This window comes from Streptomyces sp. CNS606 (assembly GCF_000426325.1).
In genome coordinates, this window is the sequence record NZ_KE384522.1 from 377,624 (window position 1) to 394,297 (window position 16,674).

A 16,674-nucleotide genomic window follows, 5' to 3' on the forward strand; every position below is an offset into this window, starting at 1 on the left:
GCTCTTCACGGCGAGCGGATGCCCACCGGGGTGCGCGACCCCGGGTCAGCCGCGGAGGGCCTGTACCGCGGCCTCCAGCCGCTTGCCGTAGTCCGGGTCCGCCCTGCGGAAGTTCTCGATGGCGCGCTCCGCGATGTGGTCGTGGGTGATGCCCGCCATGGCGCCGGCCAGGTTGTCGATGAGCCGGCCCTTCTCCTCCTCCGTCATCAGCCGGTAGAGGTCGCCGGCCTGGACGAAGTCGTCGTCCTCGGCGTGGGAGGGGGCCTCGGTGTCGCCGGTCCGCCCGGAGACCGCGACCGGCTCCCACAGCGGGCGGCCGGTCTGGGGCGGCCCGCCGAAGCTGTTCGGCTCGTAGTTCTTCCGCCCGCCGTGCCGGCCGTCGTACAGGAAGCCGTCCCGGCCGTGGGTGCGCGCCTCGGTGGCGTGCGGGCGGTTCACCGGGAGGTGGTCGGCGTTGATGCCGACGCGGTAGCGGTGTGCGTCTCCGTACGCGAAGAGGCGGCCCTGGAGCATCTTGTCCGGGGACGGGCCGATGCCCGGCACGAAGTGGTGCGGGGAGAAGATCGACTGCTCGACCTCGGCGAAGATGTTCTCCGGGTTGCGGTGGAGCTCCATCCGGCCGATCTCGTGCAGCGGGTAGTCCGCGTGCGGCCAGACCTTCGTCAGGTCGAACGGGTTGAAGCGGTAGGCCGCCGCGTCCTGCACCGGCATGACCTGGACGTAGACCGTCCAGCTCGGGAAGTCGCCCCGCTCGATGGACTCGCGCAGGTCGCGCTGGTGGCTGTCCGGGTCCTTGCCGGCCAGTTCGTCCGCCTCGGCCTGGGTGAGGCTCTTGACGCCCTGGTCGGTCTTGAAGTGGTACTTGACCCAGAAGGCCTCGCCGTCGGCGTTGCTCCACTGGAAGGTGTGCGAGCCGAAGCCGTGCATGTGGCGGTAGGAGGCGGGGATCCCGCGGTCGCCGAAGAGCCAGGTCACCTGATGCGTGGACTCCGGCGACAGCCCCCAGAAGTCGAAGACGTTGTCCGCCTCCTGCGAGCCGGTGTACGGGTCGCGCTTCTGCGTGTGGATGAAGTCCGGGAACTTCACGGCGTCCTTGATGAAGAACACCGGGGTGTTGTTGCCGACGAGGTCGTAGTTGCCCTCCTCGGTGTAGAACTTCAGCGCGAAGCCGCGGGGGTCGCGGACCGCGTCCGCCGCGCCCAGGTTGCCGGCCACGGTCGAGAAACGGGCGAAGACCTCCGTCTCCTTGCCCACCGCAGAGAGGAACGCGGCGCGGGTGTAGGGGGTCACGTCGCGCGTGACGGTGAAGGTGCCGTACGCGCCGGCGCCGCGGGCGTGCACGATGCGCTCCGGGATGCGCTCACGATTGAAGTGGGCGAGCTTCTCCAGCAGGTGCTGGTCCTGGACCAGCACCGGGCCGCCGGCACCGGCCGTCTGACTGTTCTGGTCGTCCGCGACGGGTGCGCCGGACTCGGTCGTCAGCGGGCCGGTGGTCTCGTACTGCTGCGCGGTCACATCCGCCTCCTCGGTGCTCGGGGACCCGTCCTGCGGGAAACCGTTCCCCTGGTGATCTGCACTCGATCCTACATTGGACATTGTCCAAGTCAAGAAGACTCCGAAAGCCGTACGGGGTCTGGCCATGGAACGTCCGACTGCTAGGCTTGGGGGCATGAGCGACCTTCTGCAACGACTGAGAGAGCGCGGCTGGCGGCTCACCGCACAGCGGCGCGTCGTCGCCGAAGTGCTCGACGGCGACCACGTGCACTACACGGCCGACGAGGTCCACGCGCGCGCCACGGACCGGCTTCCGGAGATCGCGCGGGCCACGGTCTACAACACGCTGAGCGAACTGGTCACGCTGGGCGAGGTGCGAGAGGTCAGCACCGACGGGCGCGCCAAGCGGTACGACCCCAACGCCCGGCACAGCCACCAGCACCTGGTCTGCTCGCAGTGCGGAACGATCCGCGACGTGCACCCGACCGGCGACCCGCTCGCCTCGCTGCCCGACGGGGAGCGTTACGGCTTCTCCGTGGCGGGCGCGACGATCACCTACCGGGGGCTGTGCCCCGACTGCGCCGCGGCCTGACACCCGAGGGCACCGTCGCTGCCGCCCTCGCGCAGCCCACGCGGCAGTCGCGCGACACGCACACACGACGAAGGGCCCGGAACACCGTTCCGGGCCCTTCGTCTTCAGTAGCGGGGACAGGATTTGAACCTGCGACCTCTGGGTTATGAGCCCAGCGAGCTACCGAGCTGCTCCACCCCGCGCCGTTGTGTGATCACTGTAGCGGACCACAGGACGCCGGTGCAAATCGCGTACCCGCCGCGCCCTCGGACACGGGACACCCGACCCCGCCGCTCCGGCCGGGGCCCGCCCGGCGCGGCGGCGCCGCCGTGAGGCGGGCCACCCCGCCCCACGGTCACGCCGAGAGCTCGTCGGCGAGAGCGTCGGCCAGCCGCGCCGCGCGCTCCGCGACCTCCTCGGGCCCCATCTCGACGGCACGGGCACACCAGCGCCGGCCCTCGGCCAGCTCACCGCGCCGGGCGGCGACCAGTGCCAGCCGCAGGGCCGCACGGCCGTGGCCGGCCTCCGCCGCTCGGGTCCACCACAGCGCGGCCTCGGGCTCGCCGCCCTCACGGGCCAGCAGCAGTCCGAGGTTGAACGCGCCGTTCGGGCTGCCGCCCTCGGCGGCCGCGCGGTACCAGCGGGCGGCGTCCACGACGTCGCCGCGCGCGGAGGCGCACATGCCCAGCCGCACCTGCGCGCGCCGGTGTCCCTGCTCGGCCGCCCGCTCGTACCACTCCTCGAACTCGTCACGGCCGGGCAGCACGTCGGCGCTGCGCTCCCGCGGCTCCTGCGCCTGCTGCTCCAGCAGCACGCCCAGCCGGAAGGCGCCCTCGATGCTGCCGCCGCCCGCGGCACGCCGCAGATGGCGCTCGGCGGCGTGGTCGTCGCCGTCCCGCTGGAGCGCGAGGCCGACCTGGAGAGCCGCCTCCGCGTGCCCGTCGTCCGCCGCGCGCCCGTACCAGATGCGCGCGCCGTGATCGTCGCCCCGGCCCACGTGGAGGATGCCGAGGTTGAAGGCGGCGTCCACGCTGCCCGCCTCGGCGGCCTTCGAGAACCACGGCTCGGCACCGTCCGCGTCACCCCGCTGGAGCAGCAGGACGGCCAGCGCGTTCGCCGCCTCGTGGTGTCCGGCGTACGCGGCCCGCCGGTACCACTGCTCGGCCTGGGCCGTACGGCCCTGCGCGGAGCAGAGCAGGCCGAGGTTGAACGCGCCGTTGTCGTCGCCCGCGTCCAGCGCGGCGCGGTACCAGCGCTCGGCGGTCTGCCGCTCGCCACGGGAGGCGTGCAGGGCGCCGAGGGCGTTGGCGGCGTTGCCGTCCCCGCCCTCGGCGGCGCGGCGCCACCACTCGGCGGCGCCGTCCTCGTCGCCGGCGTCGCGGAGCAGGAAGCCCAGGGCGCAGGCGGCACGGGACTCGCCGTCCTTGGCGGAGGTGAGGTACCACCGGCCGGCCTCCCTCAGCTCACCGCGGCGTTCGAGGATGGTGCCCAGGCGCAGCGCGGCGAGGCGGTGGCCGCGTGCGGCGGCCTGCCGGTACCACTGCTCGGCCTCCTTGCGGCCGCCCTCGCCCCCACGGTCCTCGGTGATCTTCGCGAGCCGGTACGCCGCCTCGCGGTGGCCCTGTTCCGCGGCGGCCCGGAACCACTCCCGGGCGCCCTCCTCGCCGCGGTGGGCGAGCAGGTCGGCGAGCGCGTACGCCCCGAGGGCGTGACCGGACTCGGCGGACTGCACCAGCCAGTAGTGCGCGGCCGGTTCGTCGCCCCGCTCCCGGTGGTGGCGGCCCAGCGCGTGCGCCGCTGCGGCGGAGCCGGCCACGGCGGCGACCCGCCACCACCCGGCGGCCTCGTCGGGGTAACCGCGCTGGTGCAGCAGCACGCCCAGATTGTTGGCCGCCGCGCGGTCGCCCGCGGCCGTCGCGGCGCGCAGCTTCGGCTCGGCGGCGTCGAGATCCCCCCGGCGCAGCAGTTGCGCACCCAGCACACTCATCGCGTTGATGTCCGGCGTGCCACCCCCGACATCCCGATCGTCAAGTCTGACCTTGTCCCCCATAAGCCCCATCGTCGCATCACCCGCAACCCGCGTACACCTCAATACCGCTCCCCATGAGGTCACTTCAGCGTTTTGTCGACTTCCCGACACGGAGATCACTCAAACACCGAACACCGGACATCCCCCGGACAAGCGAAGGGCCCGGAGTCGTTGACCCCGGGCCCTTCGTCCGATTTTCCCGTCAGGAACCGCCGCCCGCACGCGCGTCGGCGGCGTCCTGGATGGCCTCCTTCAGGTCCTCCTGGGCTCGCCCGTAGGCACCCCAGTCACCCTCGCGGAAAGCCTCCTCGCTGCGCTCGTAGGCGTCCTCGATGTCCTGGAGGGCCTGCTGGAGGTCCGGGTCGCCGGGCGGATCGCCACCCGGGTCCTGACCCTGGTCCTCGCCGGGGTCCTGGCCCTGATCCTGACCGGGATCCTCACCCGTGTCGCCGGTCCCGTCGGCCTGGAAGACGTTGTTCAGCGCCTCCTCCAGCGTGTTCTCGAACGCGACCCGTTCGCCGTAGACCGCGACGACCTTCCGCATACGCGGATAGCTGGTGTTCGCGCCCTCGATGTACACCGGCTCGACGTAGAGCAGGCCGCCCCGGAGCGGCACCGTCAGCAGGTTGCCGTACTCGATCTCGGAGTCGCCGCGTTTGAGGATGTTGAGGTCGTCGGCGATCTCCGGATCGGAGTTGATCTTGCTCTGCACCTGCTGCGGCCCGGCCACCGTGGTGTTGGAGGGCAGTCTCAGCAGGTCGATCCGCCCGTAGTTCGGACTCGTCGCGTTCGCGTCCACCGCCATGAAGGCGCCGAGCGTCTCACGCTCCACCGGGTTGAAGGTGGTGGTCAGCGAGAACGTCTGCTCCTTCTCCCCCGGCAGCTTCATGCTCAGGTAGTACGGCGGAACTGCCGTGCTGCCCTCGCGCGTGGGGTCGTCCGGGATCTGCCAGCGCTCGCTGCCGCTGTAGAACTGCGAGGCGGACGTGACGTGGTAGCGGGTGAGCAGCTCGCGCTGGACCTTGAACAGGTCCTGCGGATAGCGCATGTGCTCCTTGAGGTCCTTGCTGATCGCGCTCTTCGGCTCCACGGTGCCCGGGAAGGCCTTCATCCAGGTCTTCAGCACCGGGTCCTTCTCGTCCCACTGGTAGAGCTCGACCTCGCCGGTGTAGGCGTCGACGGTGGCCTTCACCGAGTTGCGGATGTAGTTGACCCGGTTCTGCTGGGCGACGACCGAGCGCTGGCTGTCGGTCAGGGCGTCGGTGGTGGTGTCGCCCAGCGTGGTGCGGGAGGAGTACGGGTAGTTGTTGGTCGTCGTGTAGGCGTCGACGATCCACTGGACCTTGCCGTCCACGATCGCCGGGTAGGGGTCGCCGTCGATCGTCAGCCACGGGGCGACCGCCTCGACCCGCTCCTTCGGCGTCCGGTTGTAGAGGATCTGCGAGCCCTCGCCGATGGCACCCGAGTACAGGATGCGCGGCTCGCCGAAGCTCATCGCGTACGCGGCCCGGTTGAACGGGTTGGACAGCTCGACGCCGCCGTCGCCGGTGTAGGAGTACGTGACCTCCGCGCCGTCCCCGACGTAGTCGATCTCCTTCTGCGGGCCGTCGACGATGGAGTACTCCGTCGTCTGCTCGCCGTAGTAGATCCGCGGCTGGTACTCGCCCAGCTCGCCCCGCGGCGGCAGGTTCTTCTCCAGGAAGACCGGCTCGCCGTCCTTGTCGACCTCGGTGCCCTTCGCCGCCACCATGCCGTAGCCGTGGGTGTACTTGAAGTGCTCGTTGATCCACCCCTTCTTCGGGATGCCGTCGGGGTCGATCTCACGGAGACCGACCACCGAGTCGACCTCCTCGCCGTCCTCCGTGGTGTAGCGGTCCACGTCCAGCGTGGCGGGAAACTCGTAGTACCCGCGCACCTGCTGCTTCTGCTGGAAGGTCGGCGAGACGACGTTCGGGTCGAGGAGGCGGAGGGCGGCGGTGGTGTCCGCCGCGTTCCGCAGCTCCTGGTCGCCGGCCTTGCTGGTGCCCGAGTAGTTGGTCGCGCGCGAGTCGTTGATGTTGTACGCGTCGCGCGTCGCCTTGATGTTCTTCTTGATGTACGGCGTTTCCTTGGCCTGCTCGTTCGGCTCGACCTGGAACTTCTGCACGATCGCCGGGTAGAGGCCGCCGATGAGGATGGCGGAGAGCACCATCAGGCCGAAGCCGATGACGGGGAGCTGCCAGGTACGCCGCCACAGGGTCGCGAAGAACAGCACGGCGCAGATGATCGCGATGATGAAGAGGATGGTCTTCGCCGGCAGGTACGCGTTGGCGTCGACGTACTTCAGACCGGTCCAGTTCTCCGTGGCCTTGAAGTCGCTGCCCTTCACCGCGAGGCCGTACCGGTCCAGCCAGTACGCCACGGCCTTCAGAGCGACGAAGACGCCGAGCAGCACCGAGAGGTGGCCGGTCGCCTGCGCGGTGGCGCGGGCCCCGGGGCTGGTGACGCGCAGCCCGCCGTACAGGTAGTGCACCAGGCCGGCGGCGATCAGCGAGAGCACCGTCGCGGCGAACCCGAAGCCGAGCAGGAAGCGGTACCACGGCAGGTCGAACGCGTAGAAGGCGACGTCCATGCCGAACTGCGGGTCGGTGGTGCCGAAGTCCACGCCGTTCACCCACAGCAGCCACTTCCGCCACTGCCCGGCGGCGGACGCGCCGGACACGAGACCGACCAGCGCGGCGATGCCGAGCAGGATCCACCTCTTGTACGGCGCGATGCCCATGCGGTACCGGTCCAGGCTCTGCTGCTCGAGCGACATGGCGCTCAGCGGCGGCCGCAGCCGGTGCGCGAGCCAGATGTTCAGCCCGACGACGGCGGCCATCAGCAGGCCGAAGACGGCGAACAGCCCGACCTTGGTCACCAGGGTGGTGGTGAAGACCGAGCTGTAGTCCAGTGAGCGGTACCACAGCCAGTCCGTCCAGAACCCGGCGAACATGACGAAGAGCATGGCGAGGACCGCGAGCACGCCCGCGGTCATGAGCAAGGTCCGGGCGCGCCGCGAGGGTCGGCCCACTCTGATCCGTGGCCCGGTGGGACCTCCGGAGCCCCGGTCCGGCATCTGGAAAGCCAAGGTGCGCACCTCGAAGATTCGCAGTGGATGATGCAGGGCCCGCATCGTAGGCCCACCTAGGCAACTTACCGAAGCTTTACCCGGTTCCCGAGTCCGGGGGCCGGACCGGCAGGATGGAGCGATGAACAGCAACGCGACAGGCAGCACCCCGATGGCCACGAGCCCCCTGACCAGGGCGGTTCTCGAAATCGACGAGTACGCGGCGGGTCTGGGATGGGATCAGCCCGCACGGCTCTTCGCCCTGGTCGACACCGCGAGGCTGCGCGCCGAGGAGCCCGGGCTCGCCGAGCAGCTCGGCGTGCAGGGCGGCGACGAGGAGCAGCCGGGCGTCCTCGCACTCACCCCCGTCGAGCAGGACGAGCTGCCGCCCGGCACTCCGCTCGACGAGTTCCTGGGCACGATCGGCTGGCCGGACGCCGTGGCCGGCTGCGCGCTCACCGTCGAGCGGCTGATGCTGCCGCCCTCCGCCGAGGACTCGGCACCCGAGGACATGGACGAGGCCGGGCTGTCGCGGTGGGTCGCCGAACACCCGGAGCGGCAGGAGGTCCGGATGACCGTGGGCGTGCTGCGCGACGGCGCCCGCGAATCGGCACTGCGGCTGCGGGAGAAGGACGCCTCGACGGAGGTCCTCACCGGCGCCGGGCTGGTGCCGGGGCTGGCGGACGCCCTCGCCGCGACCTTCGACGAGGCCGGCTGAAGGACGAGACGGGCTGAGTGACGGGTCCGCGCCGCAGGGTTCCGGGTGACCGGAGCCCCGGGCGGCCGGGCTCAGCCGCCGCAGCGGGGAAGGTCGGCGGTCTCGCCCGCGCGGATCTTCTCCAGCGCGCCGAGCGCGTCGTCGAGCGTCTCCACCTCGACCAGGGTGAGGCCGTCGGGCTTGTGGGCGAGAGCGGAGGAGCAGTTCTTCGCCGGGGTGAGGAAGTACTCCGCACCCTTGTCGTGGGCGGCGATCGTCTTCATGCCGATGCCGCCGATCGCGCCCACCCGGCCGGTCGCGTCTATGGTGCCGGTGCCCGCCACGAAAGCACCGCCGGTGAGCTTGTCCTCGGGCGTCAGCTTGTCGATGATGCCCAGCGCGAACATCATCCCGGCGCTCGGGCCGCCGACGTCCGCGAGCGAGATGTCGATCCGGAACGGGAAGGTGTGGGTGAGGCCGGGCTGGATGCCGACGATGGCGCGGCCGTCCTCCGGCGCCTTCTCGGTGCGGACGGTGACCACTTCGCCGTCGAGGGAGCCGATGCCGCGGCCGTCCTTCTGCGCGTCCTCCACCTCGTCCGCGGGGACCACCGTGAAGCGGACCTTCTCGCCCGGCTGGTGGCGGGTGACGATGTCGGCGACCTCCGTCGGCTTCCGCACCTGCTCGCCGTCCACCGACCGGATGATGTCGCCCGCGTGCAGCGTGCCCTGCGAAGGGCCGCCCTCGATGACCGCCTGCACCACCACCCGGGCGGTGACCGGCTCGCCGATCGCCTTGAGCGCGGCCGCCTTGGCGCTCTCCTGGGACTGGCTGAACTCCTCCGCGTTCTGCTGGTCGACCTCCTCGGCCGACTTGTCCTCCGGGTAGAGGATCTCGTGCGGCACCACCGCGTCGTCCTCGCTGAGCCAGCCGTGCAGGGCCGTGAACAGGTCCATCCGGTACTCGGAACCGGTGACGCGGACGGTCGTCATGTTGAGGTGCCCGCCGTAGGCGTTCTCCGGAATGTCCTTGCCCGGGAAGCTCAGCACCTGCTCGCCGTCCACTTCGCCCAGCGTGTTGTACGTCGGCCCCGGGGACATCTCCGCGTACGGCACCTTGATCAGCACGACCCCGCACAGCAGGGCTATCAGAAGCAGCGTGGACGCAAGCATGGTCGCGGTGCGGCGTGGCATGCGTACGACAGTACGGGACCGGGGAGTCAGTGCGCTTCCCGGCCCGCACCGCTCCCGGCGGGCGGCATGGTGCCGTGGTTGGCCGGTACCCGCGGCGTCGAGGCGGCCGGAGCGGCGGGCTCGGGGGAACCGGCCCCGCCACTGTGCGTGCGCGCCATGGCGGCGCGGAACCGTTCGTATCCGGCCACGCCTGCCGCGTCCGGGACGACCGACTTGCGCCGGGCGGCCCAGCCGCCCCAGACGCTCGCCACGACTCCGGCGGCGACCGGGATCAGCAACCAGAGGAGAGCCGCCATCGAGACCTCCCGACGTGGAAATGCGCTGGTCGACCGGACTTCCGGCCGACTGATGAGCAGATTAGCTCTCGGCGCTTCCAACGCTCGGGGCGGGTGCGGGGTTACGCAACGCCGACACGCACAACGGTCTCAGGTGTTTGAAACCCGCACTCCGCCCACGCCCCCGAAGGGAAGGCGCTACGCGTCATCGCGGGCGCTACGCGCCCACCCATTCTTCGGTGCCGTCGTGGAAGGTCTGGTGTTTCCAGATGGGGACTTCGGACTTCAGGTCGTCGATGAGGCGACGGGACGCCGCGAAGGCCTCCGCGCGGTGCGGGCAGGAGACCGCGACCACCACCGCCAGGTCGCCGATCTCCAGGTCGCCCACCCGGTGCACGGCCGCCAGCGCCCGCACGGGGAAGTCCGCGGCGACCTTCTCCGCGACCCGGCGCAGCTCGGCCTCCGCTGTCGGATGGGACGAGTAGCCCAGTCGGGCGACATCCGCGCCGCCATCGTGGTCGCGGACCGTTCCGACGAAGAGCGCCGTCCCGCCCGCCGCCGAGTCGCCGACCGCGGCGAACACCTCGTCGACCGACAGCGGGGTGCCGCGGATGCCCAGCAGCCGGATCGGGTCGGGTGAGGGCTGCTCGCCGGGGTGCTCGTGCGTCTGTGCCATGCGGCTCATGCTGCCCCACCGAGCCCCGCAGCGGAACCGCCGTCTGCTCCGTGGACGGCGTGGCGACGGGGGCCGACGGGAACGGCGGGAACGGCGAGTGACCGCGAGGTCAGACGCCCCGGCGCTTGCGTGCCCGGCGCACCACCGCCGCGGCGCCCAGCAGGGCGACCGTGGCGCCGGCGGCGCCGGCGGCGGTGGCGTCCTTGCGGCCGAGGCGGCGGCCCGCGACCGTGTGCCGGCCGGCGACCTCCTCCAGCAGCTCGGCCAGCACCTCCTCGTTCGTCCAGGCCGGGCGCCAGCCCGCGTCGTGCAGCCTGCTGCCGCTGACCACCCAGGGGTGCATGGTGTACGCCAGGTCGCCTGCCGGGGAGGGTGTTATGCCGAGCCGGTGCAGCCGGGAGGCGGCGCCGAGGGCGACCGACGACGGCAGCTCCATGCGCCGGATGCCGGTCAGCTCCTCCACCTCCTCCTGCTCCAGCCAGCCGTCGCAGCCCACGGCCAGCTCACCGTCGACCTTCCCCAGCACCGCGTACTCCAGGGCGCTGACCAGGTCGTCCACGTGGCAGAACTGCCAGCACGGCCGCGAGCCGGCGACCACCAGCAGGCGCGGCGACTCGAAGTAGCGGGTCAGCGCGGTGTCCGTGCCGCCGACCAGCACGGCCGGCCGGAGCACGGTGACGTTCAGGCCCGGGTGGGCGCGGGGTGCGCGGTGCGCCAGACGTTCGATCTCCAGCAGGTCGCCCAGGCCCGTGGCCTCCGCGGTGGCCCGCAGCTCGGCGTCCTCCGCCAGCGGCACGTCGTTGTCCGGGAGGGCTCCGTAGACCATCGCCGAGGTGCAGACCACGACGCGCGGCACCCCGGCCGCGGCCGCCGCCGTGAGCACGGTCTGCGCGCCGCGCACGTTGTAGGCGGTACGGGCCGCCGGGTCGGCTTCCAGGTCCAGGTCGAGCGCAAGGTGGACCACCACGTCGACGGGGCGGGTGTCGCCGCGCAGCCGTTCGGCGATGGCCGGGTCCCGCACGTCGAGGGTGTGCCACTCGACACCGTCCACCTCCCCGCGACGCTCGTCCAGGGCGATGACCTGCTTGATCTCCGGCGAGGCGGCGAGCCGCTCGGTGAGCAGGGCACCCACTCCCGAGGCCGCGCCGGTGACGGCGACGACGGGGGTTCGCGCTGCGCGAACGTCGGACGGAGAGGAACTCACCGGGCGTCTCCAGTGGTTGTTTCTGGTACGAGGTGGGCTGGACCCATCCTGCCTGACGGGTGTCTAGGCTGGAGGCAGAGCCCACCGGATCGGTCAGATCCACACCCGCGACCGTACGCGGGGTCCGGGCCTGGCCGCGCACGCCACACGCGACAGCGCACGCAGCAGCGAACCGTCCGACGAGACAGAGCCGAGGAAACCCGTGAGTGACATTCCGTTCGGATTCGGCGTACCTCCCGAGGAGCCCGAGGACGGGGACGAGGGCAAGAAGAAGCGGAGCGGCGACGAGGGACAGGGCGGCCGGAGCGACGGGCCGAGCCCGAACCCGCTCGGCTTCGGCGGAGGCCAGGGCGGTGCGGACAACCCGCTGGCCGCCATGTTCGGCTCGCTGGGCGGAGCCGGCGGTGCGGGCGGCTTCGACCCGAACGACCTCGGTGCTGCGTTCCAGCGGCTGGGCCAGATGCTGTCGTACGAGGGCGGCCCGGTGAACTGGGACATGGCGAAGGACATCGCCCGGCAGACCGTCGCCCGCAGCGGCGAGAACAGCGGCGACAAGGACGTCAGCGTCGGCCCCGCCGAGCGCGGCGCGGTCGAGGAGGCCGTACGGCTGGCGGACCTGTGGCTGGACGGCGCGACGTCGCTGCCCTCCGGCTCCGCCTCGGCGGTGGCGTGGAGCCGCGCCGAATGGGTCGAAGCGACCCTGCCGGTCTGGAAGGACCTGGTGGACCCGGTCGCGGAGCGGGTCGGCGCGGCGATGGGCGACGTGCTGCCCGAGGAGATGCAGGCGATGGCCGGGCCCCTGCTCGGCATGATGCGCTCCATGGGCGGCGCGATGTTCGGCACCCAGATCGGCCAGGCGCTCGGCGTGCTCGCCGGCGAGGTCGTCGGCTCCACCGACGTCGGCCTGCCCCTGGGCCCCTCGGGCAAGGCCGCGCTGCTGCCGCACAACATCGAGAAGTTCGGTGAGGGCCTGGGCGTGCCGCTGGAGGAGGTGCGGCTCTACCTGGCGCTGCGCGAGGCGGCTCACCAGCGGCTCTTCCAGCACGTGCCGTGGCTGCGCTCGCACCTGTTCGGCGCCGTCGAGGGCTACGCCCGCGGCATCAAGGTGGACACGAGCAAGCTGGAGGACGTGGTCGGCCAGTTCGACCCGCAGAACCCGGAGGAGCTCCAGCAGGCGCTGCAGCAGGGCATGTTCCAGCCGGAGGACACCCCCGAGCAGAAGGCCGCCCTGGCCCGGCTCGAGACTGCCCTCGCCCTGGTCGAGGGCTGGGTCGACGCGGTGGTGCACGCCGCCGCGGAGCCCCACCTGCCGTCGGCGGGGGCGCTGCGCGAGACGCTGCGGCGGCGCCGCGCGTCCGGCGGCCCCGCGGAGCAGACGTTCGCCACCCTGATCGGGCTGGAGCTGCGGCCGCGACGGCTGCGGGACGCCGCCCGGCTGTGGGCGTCGCTGACCGACGCGCGCGGCGCCGAGGGCCGCGACGGCCTGTGGTCCCACCCGGACATGCTGCCCACCGCGGACGACCTCGACGACCCGGACGGCTTCGTGCACCGCGAGCAGCCGGACTTCTCCGAGCTGGACAAGATGCTGGGCGACGCGGCGGAACGCCGCACCGACGGCGAATCCGGGGCGGACGGCCGGGACTCCGGCACCGGCGGTCCGGACTCCGGCACCGGCGGTCCGGACGAGCAGAAGTGAGCCTGCACGCAAACACGGGCCGCGTACTGAGGGAGTGGGGCGCCCCGGACGCCGAGCAGGAGCAGCTGCGGCTGACCTACCTCGACCACCTCGCCGCCCGTCCGGACGGGGTCTGGAAGGCGTGTGCCGACGCGCACGTGACGGCGAGCGCGCTGGTGGTCGACGCCGACGGCGGGCGGGTGCTGCTGACCCTGCACCGCAAGCTGCGGATGTGGCTCCAGACCGGCGGCCACTGCGAGCCGGAGGACACGACGCTGGCGCAGGCGGCGCTGCGCGAGGCGACGGAGGAGTCCGGGATCGCGGGGCTGGCGCTGCTCGGCGACGCGCCGGTGCGGCTGGACCGGCACCTGACGCCGTGCGCATGGCACCTGGACGTCCAGTACGCGGTGCGGGCGCCTCGCGGCGCGGTGGCGGAGGTCAGCGAGGAGTCGCTGGACCTGCGCTGGTTCCGCTTCGCGGAACTCGCCGACGTCACGGACGCCTCCGTCCAGCGCCTCGCCACCGCGACGAGCCGCCTGCTCGACTGACAGGGATGGGGTCGGCTCTCCCGGCCCGTACGGGCGCGGTACGCCCCTGCCGTCCCCGGTCGCCGGGCGCGCGCTGCGCCCGGCGACCGGGGACACGCGGCGTCAGCCCCAGATGTTGCCCTGGTTGGCGCCGCGGGCGCCCTGGGCCCCCACACCGAACTGGGCACCGAGGCCCTGCCCGATCTGGGCGTTCTGCGGCGGCAGCAGCTCGGCGGGCTGCACCAGCGCGTGGCCCTCGCCCATGAAGCTGAGCTCCCACCCCTCGCCGGTGCTGCCGCGGCGCCGCCACACGCTGGAAGCGCTGGTCTGCGCCTGCATCTGCACACGCAGGGAGGAGGACCAGGCCACGACCGCGTCGGAGTCGGCGTTCGCGTAGGCGTCCGGACTGACCGTGAGCAGCAGCGGCTGGCCCGACGTCATCAGCGCGACCTTGCCCTGGCCGGTGATGTTGAGGTTGTACTTGCCGGAGCCGGACACCCCGTACTGGCTGTCGACGGAGACGACCTCCCAGTGCAGCTGGGAGTCGAGGGCGAGGACGTACTGACTGTCGACGGTCAACCCCTCGTGGCCGACGTCGAGGAGGTGGACGTACTGCGCGAGGTTCGCGAGGAACACCGTGCCCTGTCCGGAGACGCGCATCAGGTCCAGGCCCTCGCCGGTGCGCCGCCGGGCGCGCCGCTGGCCCTGCGTCTGGTACTCGCCCTCGAACTCCACCATGCCCTGATAGGCGACCATGCTGCCCTGGCGGGCGAGCACGTCGTCGTGGCCGGTGAGCCCGACCCGCAGCAGGCGCGGGTTCTGGAGCGCGTAGCGGTCCGTGGACTGGACCTCGGTGTAGCCGAAAAGCGGACTCTGCATGATCTCTTCGCTCCCCCTCAGCCCCGCGCCCGCAGGCGGTCGGCGCTGTCCTCGCTGGGCTGGACGACGACGAAGCCCTGGCCGGAGAAGCCCAGCTGGTAGGCCTCTCCGCTGCCGCGGCCGATCATCGACGACGCCTTGAAGCTGCGCTTGCCCTTCATCTTCAGGTGCGTCGACCAGGCGACGAGCGCGTCCGGGTCGACGTACGTCTCGTCGGCGCCCTTGCCGCAGTCGACGACGACGGGCGTGCCGCGGGTGGTGAGCGCGACCCAGCCGGTGCCGGAGATCGCGACGTTGAACAGGCCCTGGCCGGAGAACTTCGCCATGCCCTTGACCCGCTGCACGCCCCAGTTCAGGTGGGCGTCGAAGGCGAGGAGGTTGGTGCCGTTGACGGACAGGTTGTCGTCGTTCAGGCCGACCACGACGACGTCCGCGCCGTAGTCGGCGAGGTAGAGCAGGCCGTCGCCGTGGCAGCGCATCAGCGGCGCGCCTTCGCCGGTCAGCCACTGCGAGGCCATCTGGCGTACGGCAGGCGGGTTGGGCTCGTACTGGACGAAGCCCTCGTAGGCGATCATCGATCCGGTGCGGGCGAGGAGGTCCTGCCCGCTCTGCATGGCGACCTTCAGCATGCTGCGGCCGTGGTTCTCCATGCGTGCGGCGGGGCGGGTCGGGGCGTGGCCCGAAACGAGTTGCTGATCCATGACGGGCTCCCTCAGACCTCGCACGGCTGGACGACGATGAAGTTGCCGGGAGCGCCCCGGAACTGGAGGTTGACGGTCTCGCCGCTCTGGCCGCCGTACACCTGGCGGCGCAGCCGGACCTGGCTGGAGACGATCACCTGTGCGCCCGCGGACCAGGCGACGACCGCGTCGGCGTCGGCGAAGGTCGTCGGCGTGACGGGCAGCACCACGGGCGTGCCCTGCGTCCTGACGACGACCGTGCCGGTGCCCTGGAACTGCATGGTGAACAGCGCGCCGCCGGGGATGCCGTGGCCCTCGATGCGCCGCACCTCGTGGTGCAGCGACTCGTCGAAGGCGAGCACGTTCTCCGCGGAGACGCAGATCGCGTCGCCCTGGAGTTCGATGGGGTGCAGGTGGGACGCGCTCTCGGCGAAGAACACCTGCCCGCCGCCGGTGCAGCGCATCAGCTGCATCTCCTGGCCGGTGGCGTTGCCGACGACGCGGCCCTTGAAACCGGCGCCCTTGTAGGAGAAGTCGACCTTGCCCTGGTACAGCACCATGCTGCCCTGACGTGCGAGCACGGGCTGTCCGTCGACGCCGAGGTCGACGCGGGCCAGTTCCTCGTTCTGCAGGGTCCAGCGCCGGCCGGTGGCGGCCTCGCGGTACTTCTCCAGGGCCGTGCCGAGGCCGGAGGGCGGCGTCTGCGGCACCGGCCGGGCGGCTGCGGCGGGCGGCTGGGCCGCGGCGAACGGGTTGCCCATGGCCTGGCCGGGCACGGTGGGCTGCCCGGGCGGACCCGGGGGATGCTGACCGAACGGCGGCGGGGCGGGTGCCGGTACGCCCTGCTGGGCGGGCGGCGCGGCGGCCGGTGGCGGGGCGGCGGGCGCCGCGAAGGACTCGCCGGGCTGCCAGCCGGGACCGCCCGGCGGGCCGGGCTGCGCCGGAGGAGCCGGTGCCGGCACCTGCGCGGGGGCCGGTGGGCTCTGCTGGGGCGGCGGGGCGGCCTGCCCCGGAGGCGGCGCGAAGCCGGGCGCGGGCTGCGCCGGGGCGGCCGGAGGCGCGAAGCCCGGCGCGGTGCCGGGAGCCGCGCCGGTCCCGGTGGGCTCCTCCTCCAGCACCTCGCCGCCGAAGTGCCGCAGCAGCGCGTCCAGTCCGCCGTCGAAGCCCTGGCCGACCGCGGCGAAACGCCACACGTCCTTGAGGTAGAAGTCCCCGAGCATCACGGCGCGTTCGGTGGTGAACTCCGAACCCTCGAAGGCGTAGCGGGCGACCTCCTCGCCTCCTGCGACGATCCGCAGGTAGCCCGGGGCGATCTGGGACATCTGCCCGGCCCCGTCGACGGTCGCGGTGAAGGAGAGCTTCTGGATCTGGGCGGGAATCCTGTCCAGCGTGACCCGGAACGACTCGGTGTCGCCCGCCTGCGCGCCGAGCAGCTGCACGGACTCCTCGGGCGACTTGGGCTGGTTGAAGAAGACGAAGTAGCGGTCGTCGGCGAGCCTCTCCTGGGCGTCGAGACCGAAGCAGCTGATGTCGAACCCGAGGCCCGGTCCGGTGATCTGCACGCCCACGTACAGGTCCGTGCCCGCCGTCAGATCACTGATCCTGGCCTTGTGGCCGCGTTGGAATTGCCTGGACATACGTAACGACCGTCCCCCATCCGGTGGCGATTGGTGCGTCGCGCCAGGC

General features: G+C 72.0%; 14 protein-coding genes and 1 tRNA gene. 4 read left to right on the top strand and 11 right to left on the bottom strand.

Annotated elements, in window-relative coordinates; translation table 11 throughout:
* Positions 1-45: 45 nt before the first annotated feature.
* Positions 46-1,515 carry a catalase gene (locus K304_RS0126360; RefSeq protein ID WP_027766147.1) on the bottom strand — a complete coding sequence of 490 codons (1,470 nt, stop codon included), beginning with the start codon at positions 1,513-1,515 and terminating at the stop codon, positions 46-48.
* 154 nt (positions 1,516-1,669) lie between these two features.
* Here K304_RS0126360 and K304_RS0126365 point away from each other — a divergent pair, with 154 nt between their 5' ends.
* Positions 1,670-2,086, top strand: coding sequence for a Fur family transcriptional regulator (locus K304_RS0126365; RefSeq protein WP_027766148.1), 417 nt, complete (start codon positions 1,670-1,672; stop codon positions 2,084-2,086).
* 108 nt (positions 2,087-2,194) lie between these two features.
* On the opposite strand, the gene K304_RS0126370 is transcribed toward K304_RS0126365, so the two are convergent.
* The 3 genes from K304_RS0126370 to K304_RS31510 form a co-directional block, all read right to left on the bottom strand.
* Positions 2,195-2,268: transfer RNA gene (locus K304_RS0126370), tRNA-Met, on the bottom strand.
* A gap of 152 nt (positions 2,269-2,420) precedes the next feature.
* On the bottom strand, positions 2,421-4,124 hold the full coding sequence (locus K304_RS0126375; protein ID WP_051308870.1) for a tetratricopeptide repeat protein: 1,704 nt from the start codon (positions 4,122-4,124) through the stop codon (positions 2,421-2,423).
* 172 nt (positions 4,125-4,296) lie between these two features.
* Positions 4,297-7,212, bottom strand: a complete 2,916-nt coding sequence (locus K304_RS31510) for a UPF0182 family protein (RefSeq protein WP_199779688.1) — start codon at positions 7,210-7,212, stop codon at positions 4,297-4,299.
* Positions 7,213-7,324: 112 nt separating this feature from the next.
* Here K304_RS31510 and K304_RS0126385 point away from each other — a divergent pair, with 112 nt between their 5' ends.
* Positions 7,325-7,900 carry a PPA1309 family protein gene (locus tag K304_RS0126385; RefSeq protein ID WP_027766150.1) on the top strand — a complete coding sequence of 192 codons (576 nt, stop codon included), beginning with the start codon at positions 7,325-7,327 and terminating at the stop codon, positions 7,898-7,900.
* A gap of 71 nt (positions 7,901-7,971) precedes the next feature.
* On the opposite strand, the gene K304_RS0126390 is transcribed toward K304_RS0126385, so the two are convergent.
* The 4 genes from K304_RS0126390 to K304_RS0126405 form a co-directional block, all read right to left on the bottom strand.
* Positions 7,972-9,072 (bottom strand): PDZ domain-containing protein, encoded by a 1,101-nt coding sequence (locus K304_RS0126390; RefSeq protein ID WP_027766151.1) that lies wholly within the window; start codon positions 9,070-9,072, stop codon positions 7,972-7,974.
* Between the two features lie 26 nt (positions 9,073-9,098).
* Complete coding sequence (locus K304_RS31515; protein ID WP_051308872.1) at positions 9,099-9,368, bottom strand: hypothetical protein; 270 nt, start codon at positions 9,366-9,368, stop codon at positions 9,099-9,101.
* Between the two features lie 196 nt (positions 9,369-9,564).
* Positions 9,565-10,023, bottom strand: coding sequence for a molybdenum cofactor biosynthesis protein MoaE (locus tag K304_RS0126400; protein WP_486591811.1), 459 nt, complete (start codon positions 10,021-10,023; stop codon positions 9,565-9,567).
* 109 nt (positions 10,024-10,132) lie between these two features.
* On the bottom strand, positions 10,133-11,227 hold the full coding sequence (locus K304_RS0126405) for an SDR family oxidoreductase (protein ID WP_027766153.1): 1,095 nt from the start codon (positions 11,225-11,227) through the stop codon (positions 10,133-10,135).
* A gap of 202 nt (positions 11,228-11,429) precedes the next feature.
* On the opposite strand from K304_RS0126405, the gene K304_RS0126410 reads away from it, so the two are divergent.
* Both K304_RS0126410 and K304_RS0126415 read left to right on the top strand, forming a co-directional pair.
* Positions 11,430-12,923, top strand: a complete 1,494-nt coding sequence (locus K304_RS0126410) for a zinc-dependent metalloprotease (protein ID WP_027766154.1) — start codon at positions 11,430-11,432, stop codon at positions 12,921-12,923.
* Positions 12,920-13,450, top strand: a complete 531-nt coding sequence (locus tag K304_RS0126415; protein ID WP_027766155.1) for an NUDIX hydrolase — start codon at positions 12,920-12,922, stop codon at positions 13,448-13,450. The genes K304_RS0126410 and K304_RS0126415 overlap by 4 nt, the downstream gene beginning before the upstream one ends.
* 102 nt (positions 13,451-13,552) lie before the next feature.
* Here K304_RS0126415 and K304_RS0126420 read toward each other — a convergent pair whose 3' ends face one another.
* The 3 genes from K304_RS0126420 to K304_RS0126430 are packed head-to-tail and all read right to left on the bottom strand — an operon-like array spanning position 13,553 to position 16,625.
* Complete coding sequence (locus K304_RS0126420; protein ID WP_027766156.1) at positions 13,553-14,308, bottom strand: AIM24 family protein; 756 nt, start codon at positions 14,306-14,308, stop codon at positions 13,553-13,555.
* Between the two features lie 17 nt (positions 14,309-14,325).
* Positions 14,326-15,009: an AIM24 family protein gene (locus K304_RS0126425; protein WP_027766157.1), complete on the bottom strand. Its 684-nt coding sequence runs from the start codon at positions 15,007-15,009 to the stop codon at positions 14,326-14,328.
* A gap of 11 nt (positions 15,010-15,020) precedes the next feature.
* Positions 15,021-16,625 (bottom strand): TerD family protein, encoded by a 1,605-nt coding sequence (locus K304_RS0126430; protein WP_027766158.1) that lies wholly within the window; start codon positions 16,623-16,625, stop codon positions 15,021-15,023.
* Positions 16,626-16,674: the final 49 nt, after the last annotated feature.